The organism is Jatrophihabitans sp. YIM 134969, assembly GCF_054456675.1.
Genome location: NZ_JBTJEQ010000072.1, coordinates 1 through 16,276 on the forward strand (window position 1 = coordinate 1; position 16,276 = coordinate 16,276).

At 73.7% G+C, this 16,276-nt stretch carries 14 protein-coding genes; 5 read left to right on the forward strand and 9 right to left on the reverse strand.

From position 1 onward, the window contains the following. Positions 1–185: 185 nt before the first annotated feature. The gene (locus ACXR2U_RS22690) at positions 186–860 is read right to left on the reverse strand and encodes a response regulator (protein WP_458827366.1); all 675 of its coding nucleotides are present in this window, start codon (positions 858–860) and stop codon (positions 186–188) included. Next, positions 857–2,443, reverse strand: a complete 1,587-nt coding sequence (locus ACXR2U_RS22695) for a sensor histidine kinase (protein ID WP_458827367.1) — start codon at positions 2,441–2,443, stop codon at positions 857–859. The genes ACXR2U_RS22690 and ACXR2U_RS22695 overlap by 4 nt, the downstream gene beginning before the upstream one ends. A gap of 126 nt (positions 2,444–2,569) precedes the next feature. Between ACXR2U_RS22695 and ACXR2U_RS22700 the strand changes: the two genes are divergently transcribed. The 5 genes from ACXR2U_RS22700 (at position 2,570) to ACXR2U_RS22720 (ending at position 8,103) form a co-directional block, all read left to right on the forward strand. Then, positions 2,570–4,009, forward strand: coding sequence for a cation:dicarboxylate symporter family transporter (locus ACXR2U_RS22700; RefSeq protein ID WP_458827368.1), 1,440 nt, complete (start codon positions 2,570–2,572; stop codon positions 4,007–4,009). Positions 4,010–4,095: 86 nt separating this feature from the next. Further along, a complete protein-coding gene (locus ACXR2U_RS22705) occupies positions 4,096–5,235 on the forward strand; it encodes a hypothetical protein (protein ID WP_458827369.1) in 1,140 nt (379 codons plus the stop codon). Between the two features lie 85 nt (positions 5,236–5,320). Continuing rightward, entirely contained in the window at positions 5,321–6,562 is a 1,242-nt protein-coding gene (locus tag ACXR2U_RS22710; protein WP_458827370.1) for a hypothetical protein, read from the forward strand. Between the two features lie 51 nt (positions 6,563–6,613). Further along, entirely contained in the window at positions 6,614–7,156 is a 543-nt protein-coding gene (locus ACXR2U_RS22715; RefSeq protein WP_458827371.1) for a SigE family RNA polymerase sigma factor, read from the forward strand. Further along, on the forward strand, positions 7,153–8,103 hold the full coding sequence (locus tag ACXR2U_RS22720; RefSeq protein WP_458827372.1) for a hypothetical protein: 951 nt from the start codon (positions 7,153–7,155) through the stop codon (positions 8,101–8,103). Before ACXR2U_RS22715 ends, ACXR2U_RS22720 begins: the two co-directional genes overlap by 4 nt. On the opposite strand, the gene proB is transcribed toward ACXR2U_RS22720, so the two are convergent. From proB to ACXR2U_RS22755, 7 genes are all read right to left on the reverse strand, one after another. Then, positions 8,100–9,191 carry a glutamate 5-kinase gene (proB, locus tag ACXR2U_RS22725; protein ID WP_458827373.1) on the reverse strand — a complete coding sequence of 364 codons (1,092 nt, stop codon included), beginning with the start codon at positions 9,189–9,191 and terminating at the stop codon, positions 8,100–8,102. The genes ACXR2U_RS22720 and proB overlap by 4 nt on opposite strands. A gap of 6 nt (positions 9,192–9,197) precedes the next feature. Then, a complete protein-coding gene (gene obgE, locus ACXR2U_RS22730; RefSeq protein WP_458827374.1) occupies positions 9,198–10,691 on the reverse strand; it encodes a GTPase ObgE in 1,494 nt (497 codons plus the stop codon). A gap of 54 nt (positions 10,692–10,745) precedes the next feature. Beyond that, entirely contained in the window at positions 10,746–11,003 is a 258-nt protein-coding gene (rpmA, locus tag ACXR2U_RS22735) for a 50S ribosomal protein L27 (RefSeq protein ID WP_458827376.1), read from the reverse strand. Positions 11,004–11,011: 8 nt separating this feature from the next. Then, positions 11,012–11,326, reverse strand: a complete 315-nt coding sequence (gene rplU / locus ACXR2U_RS22740) for a 50S ribosomal protein L21 (protein ID WP_458827380.1) — start codon at positions 11,324–11,326, stop codon at positions 11,012–11,014. 185 nt (positions 11,327–11,511) lie between these two features. Beyond that, positions 11,512–12,549: an ABC transporter permease subunit gene (locus ACXR2U_RS22745; RefSeq protein ID WP_458827377.1), complete on the reverse strand. Its 1,038-nt coding sequence runs from the start codon at positions 12,547–12,549 to the stop codon at positions 11,512–11,514. Next, positions 12,546–13,535, reverse strand: coding sequence for an ABC transporter ATP-binding protein (locus tag ACXR2U_RS22750; protein ID WP_458827378.1), 990 nt, complete (start codon positions 13,533–13,535; stop codon positions 12,546–12,548). The genes ACXR2U_RS22745 and ACXR2U_RS22750 overlap by 4 nt, the downstream gene beginning before the upstream one ends. A 46-nt stretch (positions 13,536–13,581) precedes the next feature. Then, positions 13,582–16,276: Rne/Rng family ribonuclease (locus ACXR2U_RS22755; protein ID WP_458827379.1), on the reverse strand; the 2,695-nt coding region annotated here is incomplete at its 5' end.

A 16,276-nucleotide genomic window follows, 5' to 3' on the forward strand; every position in this document is an offset into this window, starting at 1 on the left:
GGGCGCGCCGCGGGCCAGCCGGACCGGCCAGCCGCACTTCGGTCAGCGCCGCACCGAGTCCGCACCGCAGGGCAACCGCCCGTCGGGCGCCGGCGCCGGTCGCCGCGGTCGCCGCTCGGCCGTCCGTCAGGCCGGCTGAACCCAGCACCACCGGAACGCCGTGACCGCGGGGAAAACCCCGTCGGTCACGGCGTTTCCGTGTTCACGACGTAGTCGACCGTCGGCCGGCCGGTACCGCCGTACCGTGGCGCCCGCCGCACCGCGCCGGTGTCGGCGAGGTGCTCCAGGTACCGCCGGGCCGTCACCCGGGAGACCCCGGTTGCACCCGCGACCTCGGTGGCCGACACCGGGTTGTCCGCCACCAGGCGCAGCACGGCGTCGAGCGTCTCCGGGCTGAGCCCCGTCGGCAGCCGCTCGCGGTGGACCATCCCGGTCAGCAGCCGGTCGACGTCGGCCTGCGAGCCCACCTCGGTCGCGGCCATCGTGCGCCGGAAGGCCGCGTACTGCTCGAGTTTCCCGGTGAAGCTCGCCGCCCCGAACGGCTTGAGCAGGTACCCCACCACCCCGAGGTGGACGGCCTTGCGCACCGCGGCGAGGTCCCGGTTCGCCGTGACGGCGATGACGTCCGCGCCGTGCCCCGCCGCCCGCATCCGCCGGACGACGTCCAGGCCGTTGCCGTCGGGCAGGTTCACGTCGAGCAGGACGAGGTCGACCTCCGCCTCCCGCAGCGCGGCCAGCGCCTGCTGGGCCGTGCGGGCCACCCCCGCGAGGGTGAACGCCGGCAGTCGTTCCAGGTAGGCCACGTGCGCCTCGGCGGTGAGCTGCTCGTCCTCGACGACGAGGGTCGCGATCGCGGTCACGACCCCACCCGGTCGGGGACCACCGGCAGTTCGACCTCGACGCAGGTGCCGTCGCCCGCACACGTGTCGACGTGGATCCGGCCGCCGCGGCGTTGGACGACCTGCTCCACGAGCGCCAGACCCAGGCCGCGGCCGTGCACCGGCGCATCGGTCTTGCTCGACCAGCCGCGCTCGAAAGCCCTGTCCGGATCGGACATCCCGCCGCCGTCGTCGGACACCGCGATGCGCAGGACACCCGGTTCGGCGTCGTCGACGACCACCTCGACCCGCGTGGTGGCGGCGTCGAGCGCGTTGTCGACGAGGTTGCCGATGACGACGAGCAGGTCGTCGGGGTCGACGCCGGTCGGACGGGTCACCCGCGCTCCGTCGAGGTCGAACGCCACGCCGCGCTCCGAGGCCTGCGCGCTCTTGGCCAGCAACAGTGCGACCAGCTCGGGTTCGTCGTCCGCGGCGTCGACCAGCCGGTCGGCGAGCTGCTGCGACGCCGCCATCTGCCCGGTCGCCAGGCGCACCGCCTCCGCCGTACGTCCGAGTTCGACCAGTGACACCACGGTGTGCAGCCGGTTGGCCGACTCGTGGGCCACGGCCCGCAGCGAGTCGGCGAACCCCTGCCAACGGTCGCGTTCCCCGCTCACGGCTAGCAGTTCGGTGCGGTCGCGGAGGGTCACGACCCGGCCGGTGTGACGACCGGCGCGGGCCTCGGCCTGCGAGACCAGCAGCACCCGCCCGGCGGCGGTGTGCGACTCGTCCTCGGCCGTGCGACCGGTCCGCAGCAGCTCGCCCACCGTGCCCGCGACGTCGATGTCGGCGACCGGACGGCCGATGTCGGCCGCCTCCAACCCCAGCAACCGCAGCGCTTCGTCGTTCGCGAGCCGCAGCACGCCGTCCCCGTCGACCACCACCAGCCCCTCGCGGATGGAGTGCAGCACCGCCTCCTGCGACTGCGCCATCCGCGCCAGGGCGGGCGCGCCCAGCCCGAGGGTCTGCCGCCGGACCGTGCGGCCGATGAGCCAGCTGCCGAACACCGCGAGCGCCAGCGCGGCGAGCGCGGCCACGACGATCACCGGGATGCGCCGGCTGACGTCGGTGCCGATCGACGCAGTCGGGATGCCCACCGACACCAGTGCGACGACCCGGTCGCCCGCCCGCACCGGGACGACCGACCGCACCGACGGCCCGAGCGAGCCGGTGTAGGTCTCGACCTCGGTGCCACCCGCGACGGCCGTGGCGATGTGGCCCTGGAAGTGCCCGCCGATGAGACTGGTGTCGGGGTGGGACCACCGGATGCCGGTCGTCGACATCACGACCACGAACGACACCCCGGTCGAGGTCCGCACCCGTTCCGCGAGCGACTGCAGGACGTCGGTCGGGTCGGTCGTCGTGACCGCCGCGACGACCTCGGGCGTCGCCGCCACCGTGCGGGCCACCCCCACGACGGTGCGTTCGGCGGTGGCCTCGGCCTGGTCGTGGGCGAGCAGGACGCCACCGACCGTCACCGCCGCGACGAGCACCGTCACCAGGGCGACCTGCAGCGCGAGGACCCGCCCCGCGATGCCCCACGGTCGTCGCCCTGCCCGCACCACGTCGCCTCCGGATCCGTCACCCGTGACCGCAACGTACGAAAGCGCGACGCGCCCGGGTGGCTGGGGTCACAGTCTGCGTCACGCCGCCCGCGCCGTACCACCGGGCCCGACCGCACAGGAGCTGTCATGCGCAACGCCGCCGTACCGCCGCCCCCCGCCGCCCGGCCCGGAACATCTCCGGCCACCCCGGGGAAGGACCGCACCAGCCGGCTCTACCTCTACGTGATCGTCGCCGTCGTCCTCGGCATCGTGGTCGGGCTCGTGTTCCCCGCGTTCGGCCAGGAGCTCAAGCCGCTCGGCACCGGGTTCGTCGCCCTGGTCAAGATGCTCATCGCCCCGATCATCTTCTGCACGATCGTGCTCGGCATCGGGTCGGTGCGCAGCGCCGCCAAGGTCGGCAAGGTCGGCGGTTACGCGCTGTTGTACTTCCTCGCGATGTCGACGTTCGCCCTGGCCATCGGCCTGGTGGTCGGCAACCTCATCAAGCCCGGCTCGGGCATGACCATCACCCCCGAGGTGGCGAGCAAGGCCGCCGACGCCGCGGGTGACACCGAACCGTTGACGACGGTCGAGTTCCTGCTCCACATCATCCCGACCTCGCTGTTCTCGCCGTTCGCCGAGGGCGAGGTGCTGCAGGTGCTGTTCATCGCGCTGCTCGTCGGCTTCGCGGCGCAGGCGCTGGGCGCCAAGGGCAAGCCGGTGCTCCACGGCGTGGCCGTGCTGCAGAAGCTGGTGTTCAAGCTCCTCGCGATGCTCATGTGGCTGGCGCCGGTCGGCGCGTTCGGTGCCATCGCCGCGGTGGTCGGCAGCAGCGGTGCCTCGGCCCTGACCGGCCTGCTGCAGGTCATGGCGGGCTTCTACGCCACCTGCATCCTGTTCGTGGTGGTCGTGCTCGGGACCGTCCTGCGCCTCACCACCGGCCTGTCGGTCTTCCGCCTGTTCCGGTACCTCGGCCGTGAACTGCTGCTGATCCTGTCGACCTCGTCGTCGGAGACGGCCCTGCCCCGCCTCATGGCCAAGATGGAGCACGCGGGCGTCAGCCGTCCGGTCGTCGGCATCGTGGTGCCGACCGGGTACTCGTTCAACCTCGACGGGACCGCGATCTACCTGACCATGGCGTCGCTGTTCATCGCCGACGCCTCCGGCACGCCGATGTCGATCGGGCAGCAGATCTCCCTGCTGGGCTTCATGATCATCGCCAGCAAGGGCGCCGCCGGCGTCACCGGCGCCGGCCTCGCGACCCTCGCGGCCGGGCTGCAGGCCCACCGCCCCGACTTGGTCGACGGGGTCGGTCTGGTCGTCGGCATCGACCGGTTCATGTCCGAGGCCCGGGCGCTGACCAACTTCACCGGCAACGCCATCGCCACGCTCGTGCTCGCCCGCTCGGTCGGGGAACTCGACCGCGACCGTGCTCGCCGGGTGCTGGCCGGCGGCCTGCCGTTCGACGAGGTCGCCTTCGCCGCCGGTGGCGACCCGCACGACACGGTCGAGGACGCCCCCGCCGCCTCCGTCCCCGCCCCGGCCGCCCCGGTGCTGGAGAAGACCCTGGTCGGCCCACGCGCCTGATCCGCTCCACCCCCGATCGCGGCGGTTCGTGACCCTCACACGGTTCCGAGCTGCCGCGATCGGCGTGCGTCCGGCAGGATGACCGCGTGTCGACGACGCCGCCCGACGACCTCGGGCCGGTCGCCGCTCCGGTCCGCCGCCCCCGCTGGCACCGCACCCTGGCGATCACGATCGTGGCGGTCGCCGCCGTCGCTCTCGGCAGCGGCGCCACCTGGCTCGTGCTCCGAGACGACAGGCCCGGGCTCGGCGCGACCGACGGTGGGATCTGCCCGTCGTCCGTGCCGGTCGACAGCGGCGTCGAGGACGGCGACAGCCACCTCTCGCTGCGCGACCAGGTCCCGGACCTCCCGACCGTGCCGCATCTCGGTGACCGACTGGTCCCGTCGGACGATCCGACCGAGGTCGTGCTGTGTGAGTACCGCCCGCCGTACGGCGGCGGGATCGCTCCCGATGGCACCGGAGGGAGTGGCAGTCCGGCCCCCTCGGCCCCGTCGGCCCCGGACCCCCAGACGTCCGACGGTTCCGTGCTCACCGACCTCCCACTCGGCCGTACCGCGGCCCACGACGCCACCGACGCATCTGTCGCACCGCTGCTGACTGCGTTGCACGGTGCAACGCTTCCGCAAGATGGCTTCTTCACCTGCGGCGGTCTGGCCGATGTGCGGGCGCCGCAGTACCTCGTCCGCCTGACCTACGACGACGGGGTGGTGTGGCTGGCGGGGCCGGCCCTGTGCACCACCACCAACGGCGCCGGCGTGAGCAACCTCGACCTCAGCGGGCCGGTCGACTGGGCGTTGAACCACGCCACGGCGACCGAGCGCCCCAGCCCCGTCGCCTCACCGTCGGCCCCGGGCCTGTCACCCCACTGCGGCGGCATCTTCGTCTCGCCGATGGACGAGGGATCGGCCGTCCCCTTCCCGCCGGTGACGGTCGAGATCTGCCACAACCCGCCGGGCTCGACACCGGGCGGCACGGTGGTGCGACGCGGCGACGAGGTGGCGCAGCAGCTCGCCGACCTCATCACCGGGTCGCCCGCGGCGACCGCGCCGGCGTCCGGGTGCGGGGACGACGAACTGGATGATCGGTGGGAGCTCACGTTCCGCAGTGCCGAGGGTGAGACCGCCACCGTCTACGTCCTGCTCGGAACCTGCCCGGGGGTCTTCGACGGCAACCACCGCGGGGACCCGTCCGACGCACTCGTCGCACTGCTGCAGGCCTCGGACTGAGCCGGAACCAGAAGGACCCCCCACCGGGTCCCACCGGGGCAGGAGTGCCCGTGCCCGATGTGGCGAGTGCCAGGAGGAGAGTTCCGTGAGCGATGTCGTCGAGGTCTCGCCGCCCGCGTCGTCGCGCGGGCGGCGCCGTTGGATCGGCGTGGCCGTGGTCGTCGGCGTGCTCGCGGCCGGCGGCGGGGTCGGCGCGTGGGCCGCCACCCGTGACGGCGGCTCCGCGGTGGCGGGCGGCGCGACGAGCGAACTCACCTGCCCGGGCTCGGCGCCGAACCCGGTGGCACCGGACTGGTCGCCGTCGACGTTGATCCCCTCGCTTCCGACCGCTCCGGGTGCCGAGGGCCGCCTCGTGCCCCCCGGCGCGCCGACGGACGTGCTGGTGTGCGGCTACGAGACCCCGGCACCCGACGTCGTCGTCGGGCCGGTGAACCCGGGCGGGATCGGCACGTCGCCCGCCGGGCCGGACGGCCCGTCGGACCCGGTCGACCCGCCCGCCCCGGTCGACACCCCGCTGCGCCCCACCCTGGACCTGAGTCGCTCGGCCCGGGCGGACGGGAGCGATCCGGCCGTCGCGCGGCTGCTGTCGGCGTTGCAGGGTGCAACGATCGTCGGCCCGGGCGACCACCGCAGCTGCCCGGAGATCGCCTGGTCGAACGTGTACCTGATCGGCCTCACCTACGACGACGGCGTGGTCTGGGTGGCGTCGCCCGACAGCTGCAGCGGGACCACCAACGGCGCGGTCGCGGCCATCGCCGACGTCACCGGTCCTGCCCGGGCCGCCTTGACGTCGCTGTCCACGAAACCCCTGCCGCCGACGCCGGTCGAGGTCTCACCGTCGACGGTCGAGGTCTCACCGTCGACGGTCGAGGTCTCACCGTCGACGGTCGAGGTCTCACCCGGTCCGGGCACGGTGACGGCGTCCGGCGACCCCGGATCGGGTGGCTCCACCGCGGTCCCGGTCGACCCGATCGCGGCGTGCGCGGCCGACGGCGCCGCGACCGCCACCAGGGAGCAGCTGGTCCCGTTCACGCCGAGCTCGGTGACCGTCTGTCTCGAGCCGGTCGACGGCACGCCGACGACGGTGTCGACGCGGCCGAGGACCGTCGCGGTTCCGCTCGCCGACGCGCTGAACGCGTTGCCACCGCTCGTCACCGAGGCCTGCACCGCGCAGGCCGGCCCGCGCTGGGGGCTGCTGTTCCACGGTGCCGGCGACGCGCAGGTGGTCGTCTCGGTCGACGCGGGCGGCTGCGGCACCGCCGCGGCGGGCGATCGGGTGTCGCACCTCGACGCCGACGTCCTGGCGTTGCTCACCGCCCTGGGCTGAGTGCCACGGATCGGGCCGCCCGCTGCATCAGGACGGGTGAGGAGGTACGACGTGGAGTTCGCCGACGTGGTGGCCGAGCACGGTCATGCCCTGGTGCGGACGGCCTACCTGCTGTGTCACGACGCCAGCCGCGCCGAGGATCTCGCCCAGGAGGCACTGATGAAGGCCCACACCCGGTGGCAGCGGCACGGGCCGCCCGAGCACCCGGGCGCGTACCTGCGCCGCATCGTCGTCACCGAGTACCTCGGTTGGCGCCGCCGGCGGGCGAGCACCGAACTGGTCGGGGTCGACCTCGACGACGTCCCCGCCGCGCCCGACGCCACCACGGGCGTCGACGAACGGGACGCCGCGTGGCGGGCCATGGCCACGCTGCCGGCGAGGCAACGCGCGGTGCTGGTGCTCCGCTACTACGAGGGTCTGCCGGACCGGGAGATCGCGACGCTCGTCGGCGTCAGCGAGGCCACGGTCCGCTCCCTGGCCTCCCGCGCCTTCGCCACCCTCCGCGACCACCCCAGCCTCGCGAATTCTGTGTCTTCTCGCGTCGTGACGCCGCAGGAGTACACAGAATCCGGTCGTGGGGGTGGATCGGCGTGACCGACCTCGAGGACCTGGTGCGGGCGACGCTCGCCGAACGCGCCCACGACGTCGACCGCGTTCAGCTGAACGCGGTAGCCGTCCGCCCCGCCCGGACGAGGCGGTGGGTCGCGGTGGGGTCGGTGGCCGCGGCCGCCGCCGCGATCGTGGCTGCCGTCGTGCTGATCGCGCCGTGGGCCGGACCACCGTTCCGGAGCGCCGACCTGATCGGCGCCGAGCCGCCACCCCCCACCCAACAGGTGAGCTTCCACGGCATCACCCTCACCGTGCCCGCCTCGTGGGGCGTCGGCCGCTTCGGCTGCTTCGGCTCGGGCGCCCCCGGCGACGGGAACACCGTGACGATCATCCCGACGAACCTGCCGAACTGCCCGACCCATCCCTCGACGCCCGGTCCGATCACGACGTCTGCCCCCGTCACGAGGACGTCGGTGACGCTGCAGGCCCTCACGTCGTCGGACGGACCCGGGACCGCGACCACGGTGGCCGGGCACCCGGCGCGGTGGGTCGACACCTACGGACCGGAGGGCACGCCACCGTTGCTGCAGCTGCCGGACGTCGGCGTCCAGATGAGCATCTCCGCACCGGCCGGCGGCACGGCGACCGTCCTGGCCGGCCTGTCCTACACGCCGCTCGACGCCCGGGGCTGCGATGCGCAGCTGCCGGCGTCCAGCCCTGACGTGGACGACACGGTCCTCGCCGCCGCGGTGTCGGGGGCCGTCTGCGAGTACGACGTGAGCGGGCCGGACGGGACCTTCCTGCTCGGGTCCCGCACCCTCACAGCGGCCGAGATCACGGCGCTACAGCGGGCGGTCACGGGATCGCGGGCGGCGCCGTCGGGCGTGGACGGCACGGTGCTGTACCGCGCGACCACCGCCGACGGCCGCAGCACCGAGGTGCGGTTCGACGCGAACAGCGCCCCGGCCGACTTGCCGCGTGCGTACCCCTAGAGCACCACGAGGTCGTCGCGGTGGACGAGTTCGCGGCGGTGGTCGGCGTCGAGGTCCTTCGTGGAACGGCCGATGAGGGCGGGGATGTCGCCGACGTCGTAGGAGACCAGACCGCGAGCGACCACCCGGCCGTCGGTGGTGGCGAGCTCCACGGCGTCGCCGGAGCCGAAGTCGCCGGACACCGCGGTGACACCGGCCGCGAGCAGCGACGCCCCGCGTTGGGTGACGGCGCGGACGGCGCCGTCGTCGAGCGTCAACCGACCGCGGGGCGAGGAGGCGTGCTTGAGCCAGAACAACCGCGAGCCCGGGCGCTTGCCCTGCACCGCGAACACCGTGCCGCCGGAACCGTCGAGCGCGTCGGCGACGTTCGCCGCGGCGGCGAGGATGACCGGGACGCCGGAGGTCGAGGCGATGCCTGCGGCTTCGAGCTTGGTCGCGATCCCGCCGGTCGACACGGCGGACGACGATCCCGCGAGCCGCACGCCGTCGAGATCGGATGACGATGCAACGGTGTCGAGGCGGGTGGATCCGGGCAGGCGGGGATCGTCGTCGTAGAGGCCGTCGACGTCGGACAGCAGCACCAGCGCGTCGGCGTGCACGAGGTGAGCCACCAGCGCGGCCAGGCGGTCGTTGTCGCCGAAGCGGATCTCGTGCGTGGCCACGGTGTCGTTCTCGTTGACGATCGGCACCACCCCGAGGGTCAGCAGCCGTTCCATCGTGCGTTGGGCGTTGCGGTAGTGACCGCGGCGGTGCAGGTCGTCCGCGGTGAGCAGGACCTGGCCGACGGTGAGCCCGTGCCGGGCGAACGCGGCGGCGTACGCCTCGATCAGCAGCAACTGCCCCACGGCCGCGGCCGCCTGTTGCGTGGCGAGGTCACGCGGGCGGGTGCGCCGCCCGAGCGGGCCCATGCCGGCGGCGATGGCCCCGGACGACACGAGCACGGCCTGCTGACCGCCGCGCACCCGCGCGGCGACGGCGTCGACCAGCGCCCCCAGTCGAGCCGGGTCGATCGAGCCACCGGACGTCAGCGACGACGACCCGACCTTGACGACGGTCCGCGACGCCGCCGCGATCGCTGCCCTGGACAACGGTTGCTACTCGATACGGGACGACGTGGACGTGGGGACGTCGTCGCCGTACCAGTCCTCGTAGTCGCCGTGCTCCCGCTTGGCCTTCTTGCTCGCGAGCCGTTCGTCGGCGCGGCGGCGGTTCGAGGGGTTGAGCCGGTCGTCGGTGCCACGCGGCGAGGTGACGGCCATCGCGGCCAGGTCCATCTCGGTCGGGATCCACTCGAACGTGACGTCGCCGATGGTGACGGCGTCGCCGGGCTCGGCCCCCTGCGCGACCAGTTCCTTCTCCACACCGAGCTTGTTGAGCCGGTCGGCGAGGAACCCGACGGCCTCCTCGTTGTCGAAGGCCGTCTGCAGGATCCAACGCTCGGGCTTGACACCGCGGACCACGAAGCCCTCGGCGTCACGCGAGACGGAGAACTCCCGGCCGGAACGCGATCCCACCGGCAAGGGCTGGAGCACGATCCGGGGCGCTTCCGGCGCCGAACGCTCGGCCCGGTCGGCCTCGACGGCTGCGGCCATCGCGAAGCCGAGCTCCCGCAGACCGGCGTGCGAGGCGGCGGACACCTCGAACACCGGCCAGCCCCGCTCGGCCACCTGGGCCCGCACGAGGTCGGCGAGGTCACGGGCGTCGGGGACGTCGATCTTGTTGAGCGCGACCAGCCGCGGCCGGTCGGCGAGGTCGCCGAGTTCCGGCGTCGAGGAGGTGTAGGCCGCCAACTCCGCCTCGACCGCCTCGATGTCGGGCAGCGGGTCGCGGTCGGGTTCGAGGGTGGCGCAGTCGACCACGTGCACGAGGACCGCGCAGCGCTCGACGTGGCGCAGGAAGTCCAGGCCCAGCCCGCGGCCCTCGGCGGCGCCCGGGATCAGACCCGGGACGTCGGCGACGGTGAACACGGAGTCGCCCGCGGTGACCACGCCGAGGTTCGGCCGCAGCGTGGTGAACGGGTAGTCACCGATCTTCGGCCGCGCCGAGGACATCGCGGCGATGAGGGAGGACTTGCCGGCCGACGGGAAACCGATGAGGCCGACGTCGGCGACGGACTTGATCTCGAGCACGATGTCGTGCTCGTCGCCGGGTTCGCCGAGCAGGGCGAAACCGGGCGCCTTGCGGCGAGGAGACGCGAGCGCGGCGTTGCCGAGGCCACCGGCTCCGCCACGGGCGGCGACGAAGCGGGTGCCGGCGCCCGTGAGGTCCGCCAGCCGCTCGCCGTCGGCGTCGAGCACGAGCGTGCCGTCGGGGACGGTGAGGACGAGATCGGCGCCGTCGGAGCCGTTCTTGTGGTCGCCGGAGCCACCCTTGCCGTTGCCAGCCTTCTGGTGCGGGCGGTGGTGGAAGTCGAGCAGCGTGTGGGCGCCGGGGTCGACCTCGAGAACAATGTCACCGCCGCGTCCGCCGTTGCCGCCGTCGGGACCACCGAGCGGGGTGAACTTCTCCCGGTGGACCGAGGCGCAGCCGTGGCCACCGTGGCCCGCGGCGAGGTGGAGAACGGCGCGGTCGACGAAGTGCGTGGCCATGCAGATGTCCTGACAGGTGGAGCGGGGCCCGCGCGAGGCGCGCGGGCCGGAGGATCAGCCCTCGAGCGGGGTGATGCTCACGGTCTTGCGGCCGCGGCGCTCACCGAAGAGCACGTGGCCCTTGGCGAGGGCGAACAGCGTGTCGTCGCCACCGCGGCCGACGAGGTCGCCCGGGTGGAACTTGGTGCCGCGCTGGCGGATGAGGATCTCGCCGGACTCGACGAGCTGACCACCGAAGCGCTTGACGCCGAGGCGCTGCGCGTTGGAGTCGCGACCGTTGCGGGAGCTGGAAGCGCCCTTCTTGTGTGCCATGGTTCAGCTCACTTCCCGTTCTCGACGGCCGTGATGCGCAGGTGGGTCAGCTGCTGACGGTGACCCATGCGCTTGTGGTAGCCGGTCTTGTTCTTGAACTTGTGGATCTTGATCTTCGGGCCCTTGACGGCTCCCACGACCTCGGCGGTGACCGACGCCTTCGCGAGCGCGGCGGCGTCGTGGGTGACGTCGCCGCCGTCGACGAGCAGGACCGCGGGCAGGGTCACGGAGTCTCCCGGCGCCGCCGCGATCTTCTCGACCTCGACGACGTCGCCGACAGCGACCTTGTACTGCTTGCCGCCCGTCGCGACGATGGCGTACATCGACTTCCACACCTTCCAAGGCTGACTTCGGCCACGACGCCCCGGACGGGCGTGGACCGGCGCGGTCGACGTCGTCGTCCGCGGGCACGTGCTGGTGGGCCAACCTCACGGCAGGCCGTCGTTCAGGATACGGGAGGACTGTCCCCGGGGGCAAAGTGGGCTCCGCCGCGGCCGCCGACCCCGCCCTACTGGACGTCGCGACGCGCCAGGACCCATCCCGAAACGGCCGTCAGCACGACCGCGACCCCGGCGAGGACCAAGCCGCCCTGCAGGTTCGACACCACGTGCTCGTGCTGCTGCGAGGAGAAGGGTCCCGTGCCGTCCGCGACGTCGTCGTAGGTGTAGTAGGTGTACCCGCCGCGGGCCACGAGCGCGACGGCGTTGACGGTGACCAGCCCCGCTTGGGCTGCGTCCCAGACCGCTCGCACCGCCGTCTCGACGACCGCGAAGTAGACGAACGCGATCCCGAGGGTCGCGCCGGTGTTGCGGACCAGCCCGGCCACGGCGTAGCCGATGAGCGCGCAGCAGGCGACCAGGGCGACCCCCCGGGCCTCGAGGCCCAGCAGCTGCCCCACGAAGCCGTCCGGTGCCGCGCCGTCGCCGCGCAGGTTCGCCAGCAGGTACGCCGACGCCGTCCACAGGGCCTCGGCCAGCACCGCGACCACCGCCGCCGCGACCGTCACCACCGCCGCCTTGACCAGGTGCACCCGCCACCGCCGCGGTTCCCAGAACAGCAGCCCGACCATCGACCGCGACGACCACTCCCCGCCGATCCAGGTCGCTCCCGCGACGACCGCGACCACGGCGACGCCGACGGCCGTGACGAGCGCGCCGTCGCGCCCCGGCCCGTCGAGCTCGAACGGGCTCTTCGGGACGAAGTCGTTCGGCGAGAAGTCCGCGGCGGTGGTCGGCGGCCCGCAGAACGACTCGTCGCCGTCGGGCGGGTCGGCGAGGCACTGGGTCCGGTAGGTCTCGTTGTCGGCGACGATCTGCGCGATCTGGGCGCGGGCCCGGTCGAGGTCGGCGGCACCGGGCTCTGCGAACGTGAAGACCGCGACGACGGTCGCGGCGAGCCAGCCGAGCACGACCAGCGCGAGCAGGACCCGCAGCAGCCGTCGGCTGCGCAGGCGCAGCAGTTCGGCGCGCACCAGCGAGGGCCGGGGCGCGGACGCAGTGTCGTCCACCCGGGCGTGGCGTCCGGTGGCCGCGGCAGTGGCCGTCACGGCGCCGGCTCCGATGCGGCGGCGAGGTGAGCCGCGGGTTGCTCGTCGCGGCCGGCCTCGGTGAGGTCGAGGAACACCTGCTCGAGGTCGCGGGTGGCGGGGGTGAGGTGCTCCACCCAGAGGTCGGCCGCGGCGAGCACGCGGGTGATCCGGCCCGGTTCGGCGGTGCCGCCGACGACCAGGGTGGTGCCGGACGGCGTGGCGGTGAGGCCGTCGGCGGTGAGGACCGCCGCCGCCCGGTCGAGGTCGGGCAGGCCGACCACGAACCCGCCGGTCGCGCCGCCCTCGCCGAGGATCTGCGCGACCGGACCCGACGCCACGCAGCGCCCGCGCGCGAGCACCGACACGCGGTCGCACACCTGCGATATCTCGCCCAACAGGTGCGAGGAGAGCAGGACGGTCGTGTGGCCGTCGGAGCCGAGACGGCGGACCAGCTCACGGACGTCACGGATACCGGCGGGGTCCAGGCCGTTGCTCGGCTCGTCGAGGATCAGCAGCCGGGGAGTCTTGAGCAGCGCGGCGGCGATGCCGAGGCGCTGCTTCATGCCGAGCGAGTAACCACCGAACCGGTCGGTGGCCCGCTCGCGGAGGTCGACGATCTCCAGGCACTCCTCGATCCGCTCGGCACCGACGCCACCGACGCGGGCGAGCAGTTCGAGGTTGCGACGCCCGGAGAACGCCGGCACGAACAGCGGGGTCTCGACGAGGGCGCCGACGTGCGCCACCGCCCGGGGCAGTTCGCGCGGGATCTCCCGGCCGAGCATCCGCACGGCGCCGGCGTCGGCCCGGACCAGACCGAGCAGCACCCGGATGGTCGTCGTCTTCCCCGAGCCGTTGGGACCGAGGAAGCCGTGGACCCCACCCTCCTCGACCAGGAGGTCGAGGTGGTCGAGCGCCGGCCGCGCGGTCGCCGGACGGCGACCGGCGCGACGCCACGTGCGCGCGCGGTAGGTCTTGGACAGCCCCTGGATGTCGATGACCGCCATACGCGCACCTCCCCGTGACGAGGCGCGAACGTAGCGCGACCCGGTGTCAGTCGGCGGGAGGCGGGTCCGCGACCGGCGCCCCGGCCGGACGGCGCGCGGCCCGACGACGCCGAGGTGCCGCCTTCTTGGCCGGCACCACCGGTTCGACGGTGTCCGCCGGCTGGGGCTGCTCGGTCGACTGGGGCTGCTCGGTCGGCTCGGGCTGCTCGGGCTGCTCGGTCGGTTCGACGACGACCTCGACGACCGGAGCGGCGGCGGCTTCGGCCTCGGCCCGCTCCTCGATCGCGTCGTCGACATCGGCGAGGACCGGATCGGCACCGTCGACCGTGAGGTCGTCGGCGGTGTCCTCGACGGTGGCCACGGCGTCCTCGACCACGTCGGCCAGGGCGTCCTCGCCCACGACCTGGGCGAGGTCGGCGACGGGGCCGGCTTCGCCCGCGGCCGTGCGGGCCATCGCGGCCATGGCCTCGGCGGCGGCCTTGCGCTTGGCCTCGTCGACCTGCGGGGTCGTCGGCAACGGCTCGGGCTCCTCGGCCCGGGCCGACCCGCGGCCGCGGCGCCGACGGCCGGTCGGCTTGTCGTCGGTCTCGTCGTCCGCGCCGCCACCGCCGGAGCCACCGGAACCACCGGAGCCGCCGGAGCCGCCGGACTTCTGGTCGACCGGCTCGGTCGAGACCATGACGCCGCGACCGTGGCAGCACTCGCACGTCGTGCTGAACGCCTCGAGCAGGCCCTCGCCGACCCGCTTGCGGGTCATCTGGACCAGGCCCAACGAGGTGACCTCGGCGACCTGGTGCTTGGTGCGGTCCCGGCCGAGGCACTCGGTCAGGCGCCGCAGCACGAGGTCGCGGTTGCTCTCCAGCACCATGTCGATGAAGTCGATGACCACGATGCCGCCGACGTCGCGCAGCCGCAGCTGCCGCACGATCTCCTCGGCCGCCTCGAGGTTGTTGCGGGTGACGGTCTCCTCGAGGTTGCCGCCGGAGCCGACGAACTTACCGGTGTTGACGTCGACGACCGTCATGGCCTCGGTGCGGTCGATGACCAGCGAGCCGCCGGAGGGCAGCCACACCTTGCGGTCGAGCGCCTTGGCCAACTGCTCGTCGATGCGCAGGTCGTGGAACAGGTCGCCGGTGCCGGTGTAGCGGCTGAGCCGGTCGACGAGCTCGGGTGCCATGTCGGTCAGGTAGCCCGTCACCTCGGCGTAGGCGTCCTCGCCCTGCACGACCAGGCTGCGGACGTCCTCGTTGAACAGGTCACGGACGACCCGGATCGCGAGGTCGGGTTCGCCGTGGACGAGCTCGGGCGCCGACGACTTCTTCGCCGCCTTCGCCTGGATCGTCTCCCACTGGGCGACGAGCCGCTCGACATCGCGCGAGAGGTCCTCCTCGCTCGCCCCCTCGGCCGCGGTGCGGACGATGACGCCGCCGTCCTCGGGCACGACCTTCTTCAGGATCGCCTTGAGCCGGGACCGTTCGGTGTCGGGCAGACGCCGGCTGATGCCGGTCATGCCGCCGCCGGGGACGTACACGAGGTAGCGGCCGGGCAGGCTGACCTGGCTGGTGAGCCGGGCGCCCTTGTGGCCGACGGGGTCCTTGGTGACCTGGACCAGCACGGTGTCGCCGGAGTGCAGCGCGTTCTCGATGCTGCGGGCCTTGCCGTCGAGGCCGGCGGCGTCCCAGTTGACCTCGCCGGCGTAGAGCACGCCGTTGCGGCCCTTGCCGATGTCGACGAACGCCGCCTCCATGCTCGGGAGCACGTTCTGCACCCGACCGAGGTAGACGTTGCCGACGTAGCTGGTGGTGCTGGCGCGGGTGACGTAGTGCTCGACGAGGACGTCGTCCTCGAGCACGCCGATCTGGGTGCGCTCGCCGCGCTGGCGGATGGCCATGACGCGCTCGACCGCCTCGCGCCGGGCGAGGAACTCCGCCTCGGTGAGGATCGGCGCGCGCTTGCGGCCGTTGTCGCGGCCGTCACGACGGCGCTGACGCTTGGCCTCGAGCCGGGTCGAGCCACGGACCCCGCGCACGCCGTCGTCGTCGGCGTCGGTCGAGCGGTCGCCGCCGCGGCGCTTGCGGCCGCCGGCGGATCCACCGGTGTCCTTCTCGGCACGGGGTTCGCGGACGTGGACGACGGTGTTGGGCGGGTCCTCGCCGTCCTCGCCACCCTCGCCGGTGCCGGCGCTGCCTCCGCGGCGACGACGGCGGCGACGACGGCGGCTGGTGCCGCTCGCGCCCTCCTCGTCGGAGTCGCCCTCGGCGTCGGCGTCGGCGTCGGTGTCGGCACCCGCGTCGTCGTCGGTGTCGTCGTCGGCCCCGCCGGTGGAGCCGGTGGTGTCGTCGGCGGTGTCGTCGGCGGTGTCCCGGGAGGCCGGGGCACCGTCCGTCGCGTCGGTGCTCTCGGTCGCGTCGTCCTCACCCGTGCCGGAGCGACGGCCACGGCCGCGGCGACCGCGGCGGCGGCGGCGGCCGCCCGCGTCGTCGTCGGAGTCCGCGTCGCCCTCGACGCTGCCCTCGACGCCGCTGTCGGTGCTGGCGTCAGTGCTGCCGTCAGAGCCGGAACCGGCCACGGCGGGGGTGTCGGTGTCGGCCGACGGGCGGGTGTCCTCGGCCGCCGGGGCGGCGATCAGGGCGTCAGGGTCCGGTGCGCCGAAGACCGCGGCGACCGGCGCGACGGGCGCCGCGACCGGGACGTCGGCGGGTGGGTCCTGAACGACGGGCGGACCGGCGGGCGCGCTCGCC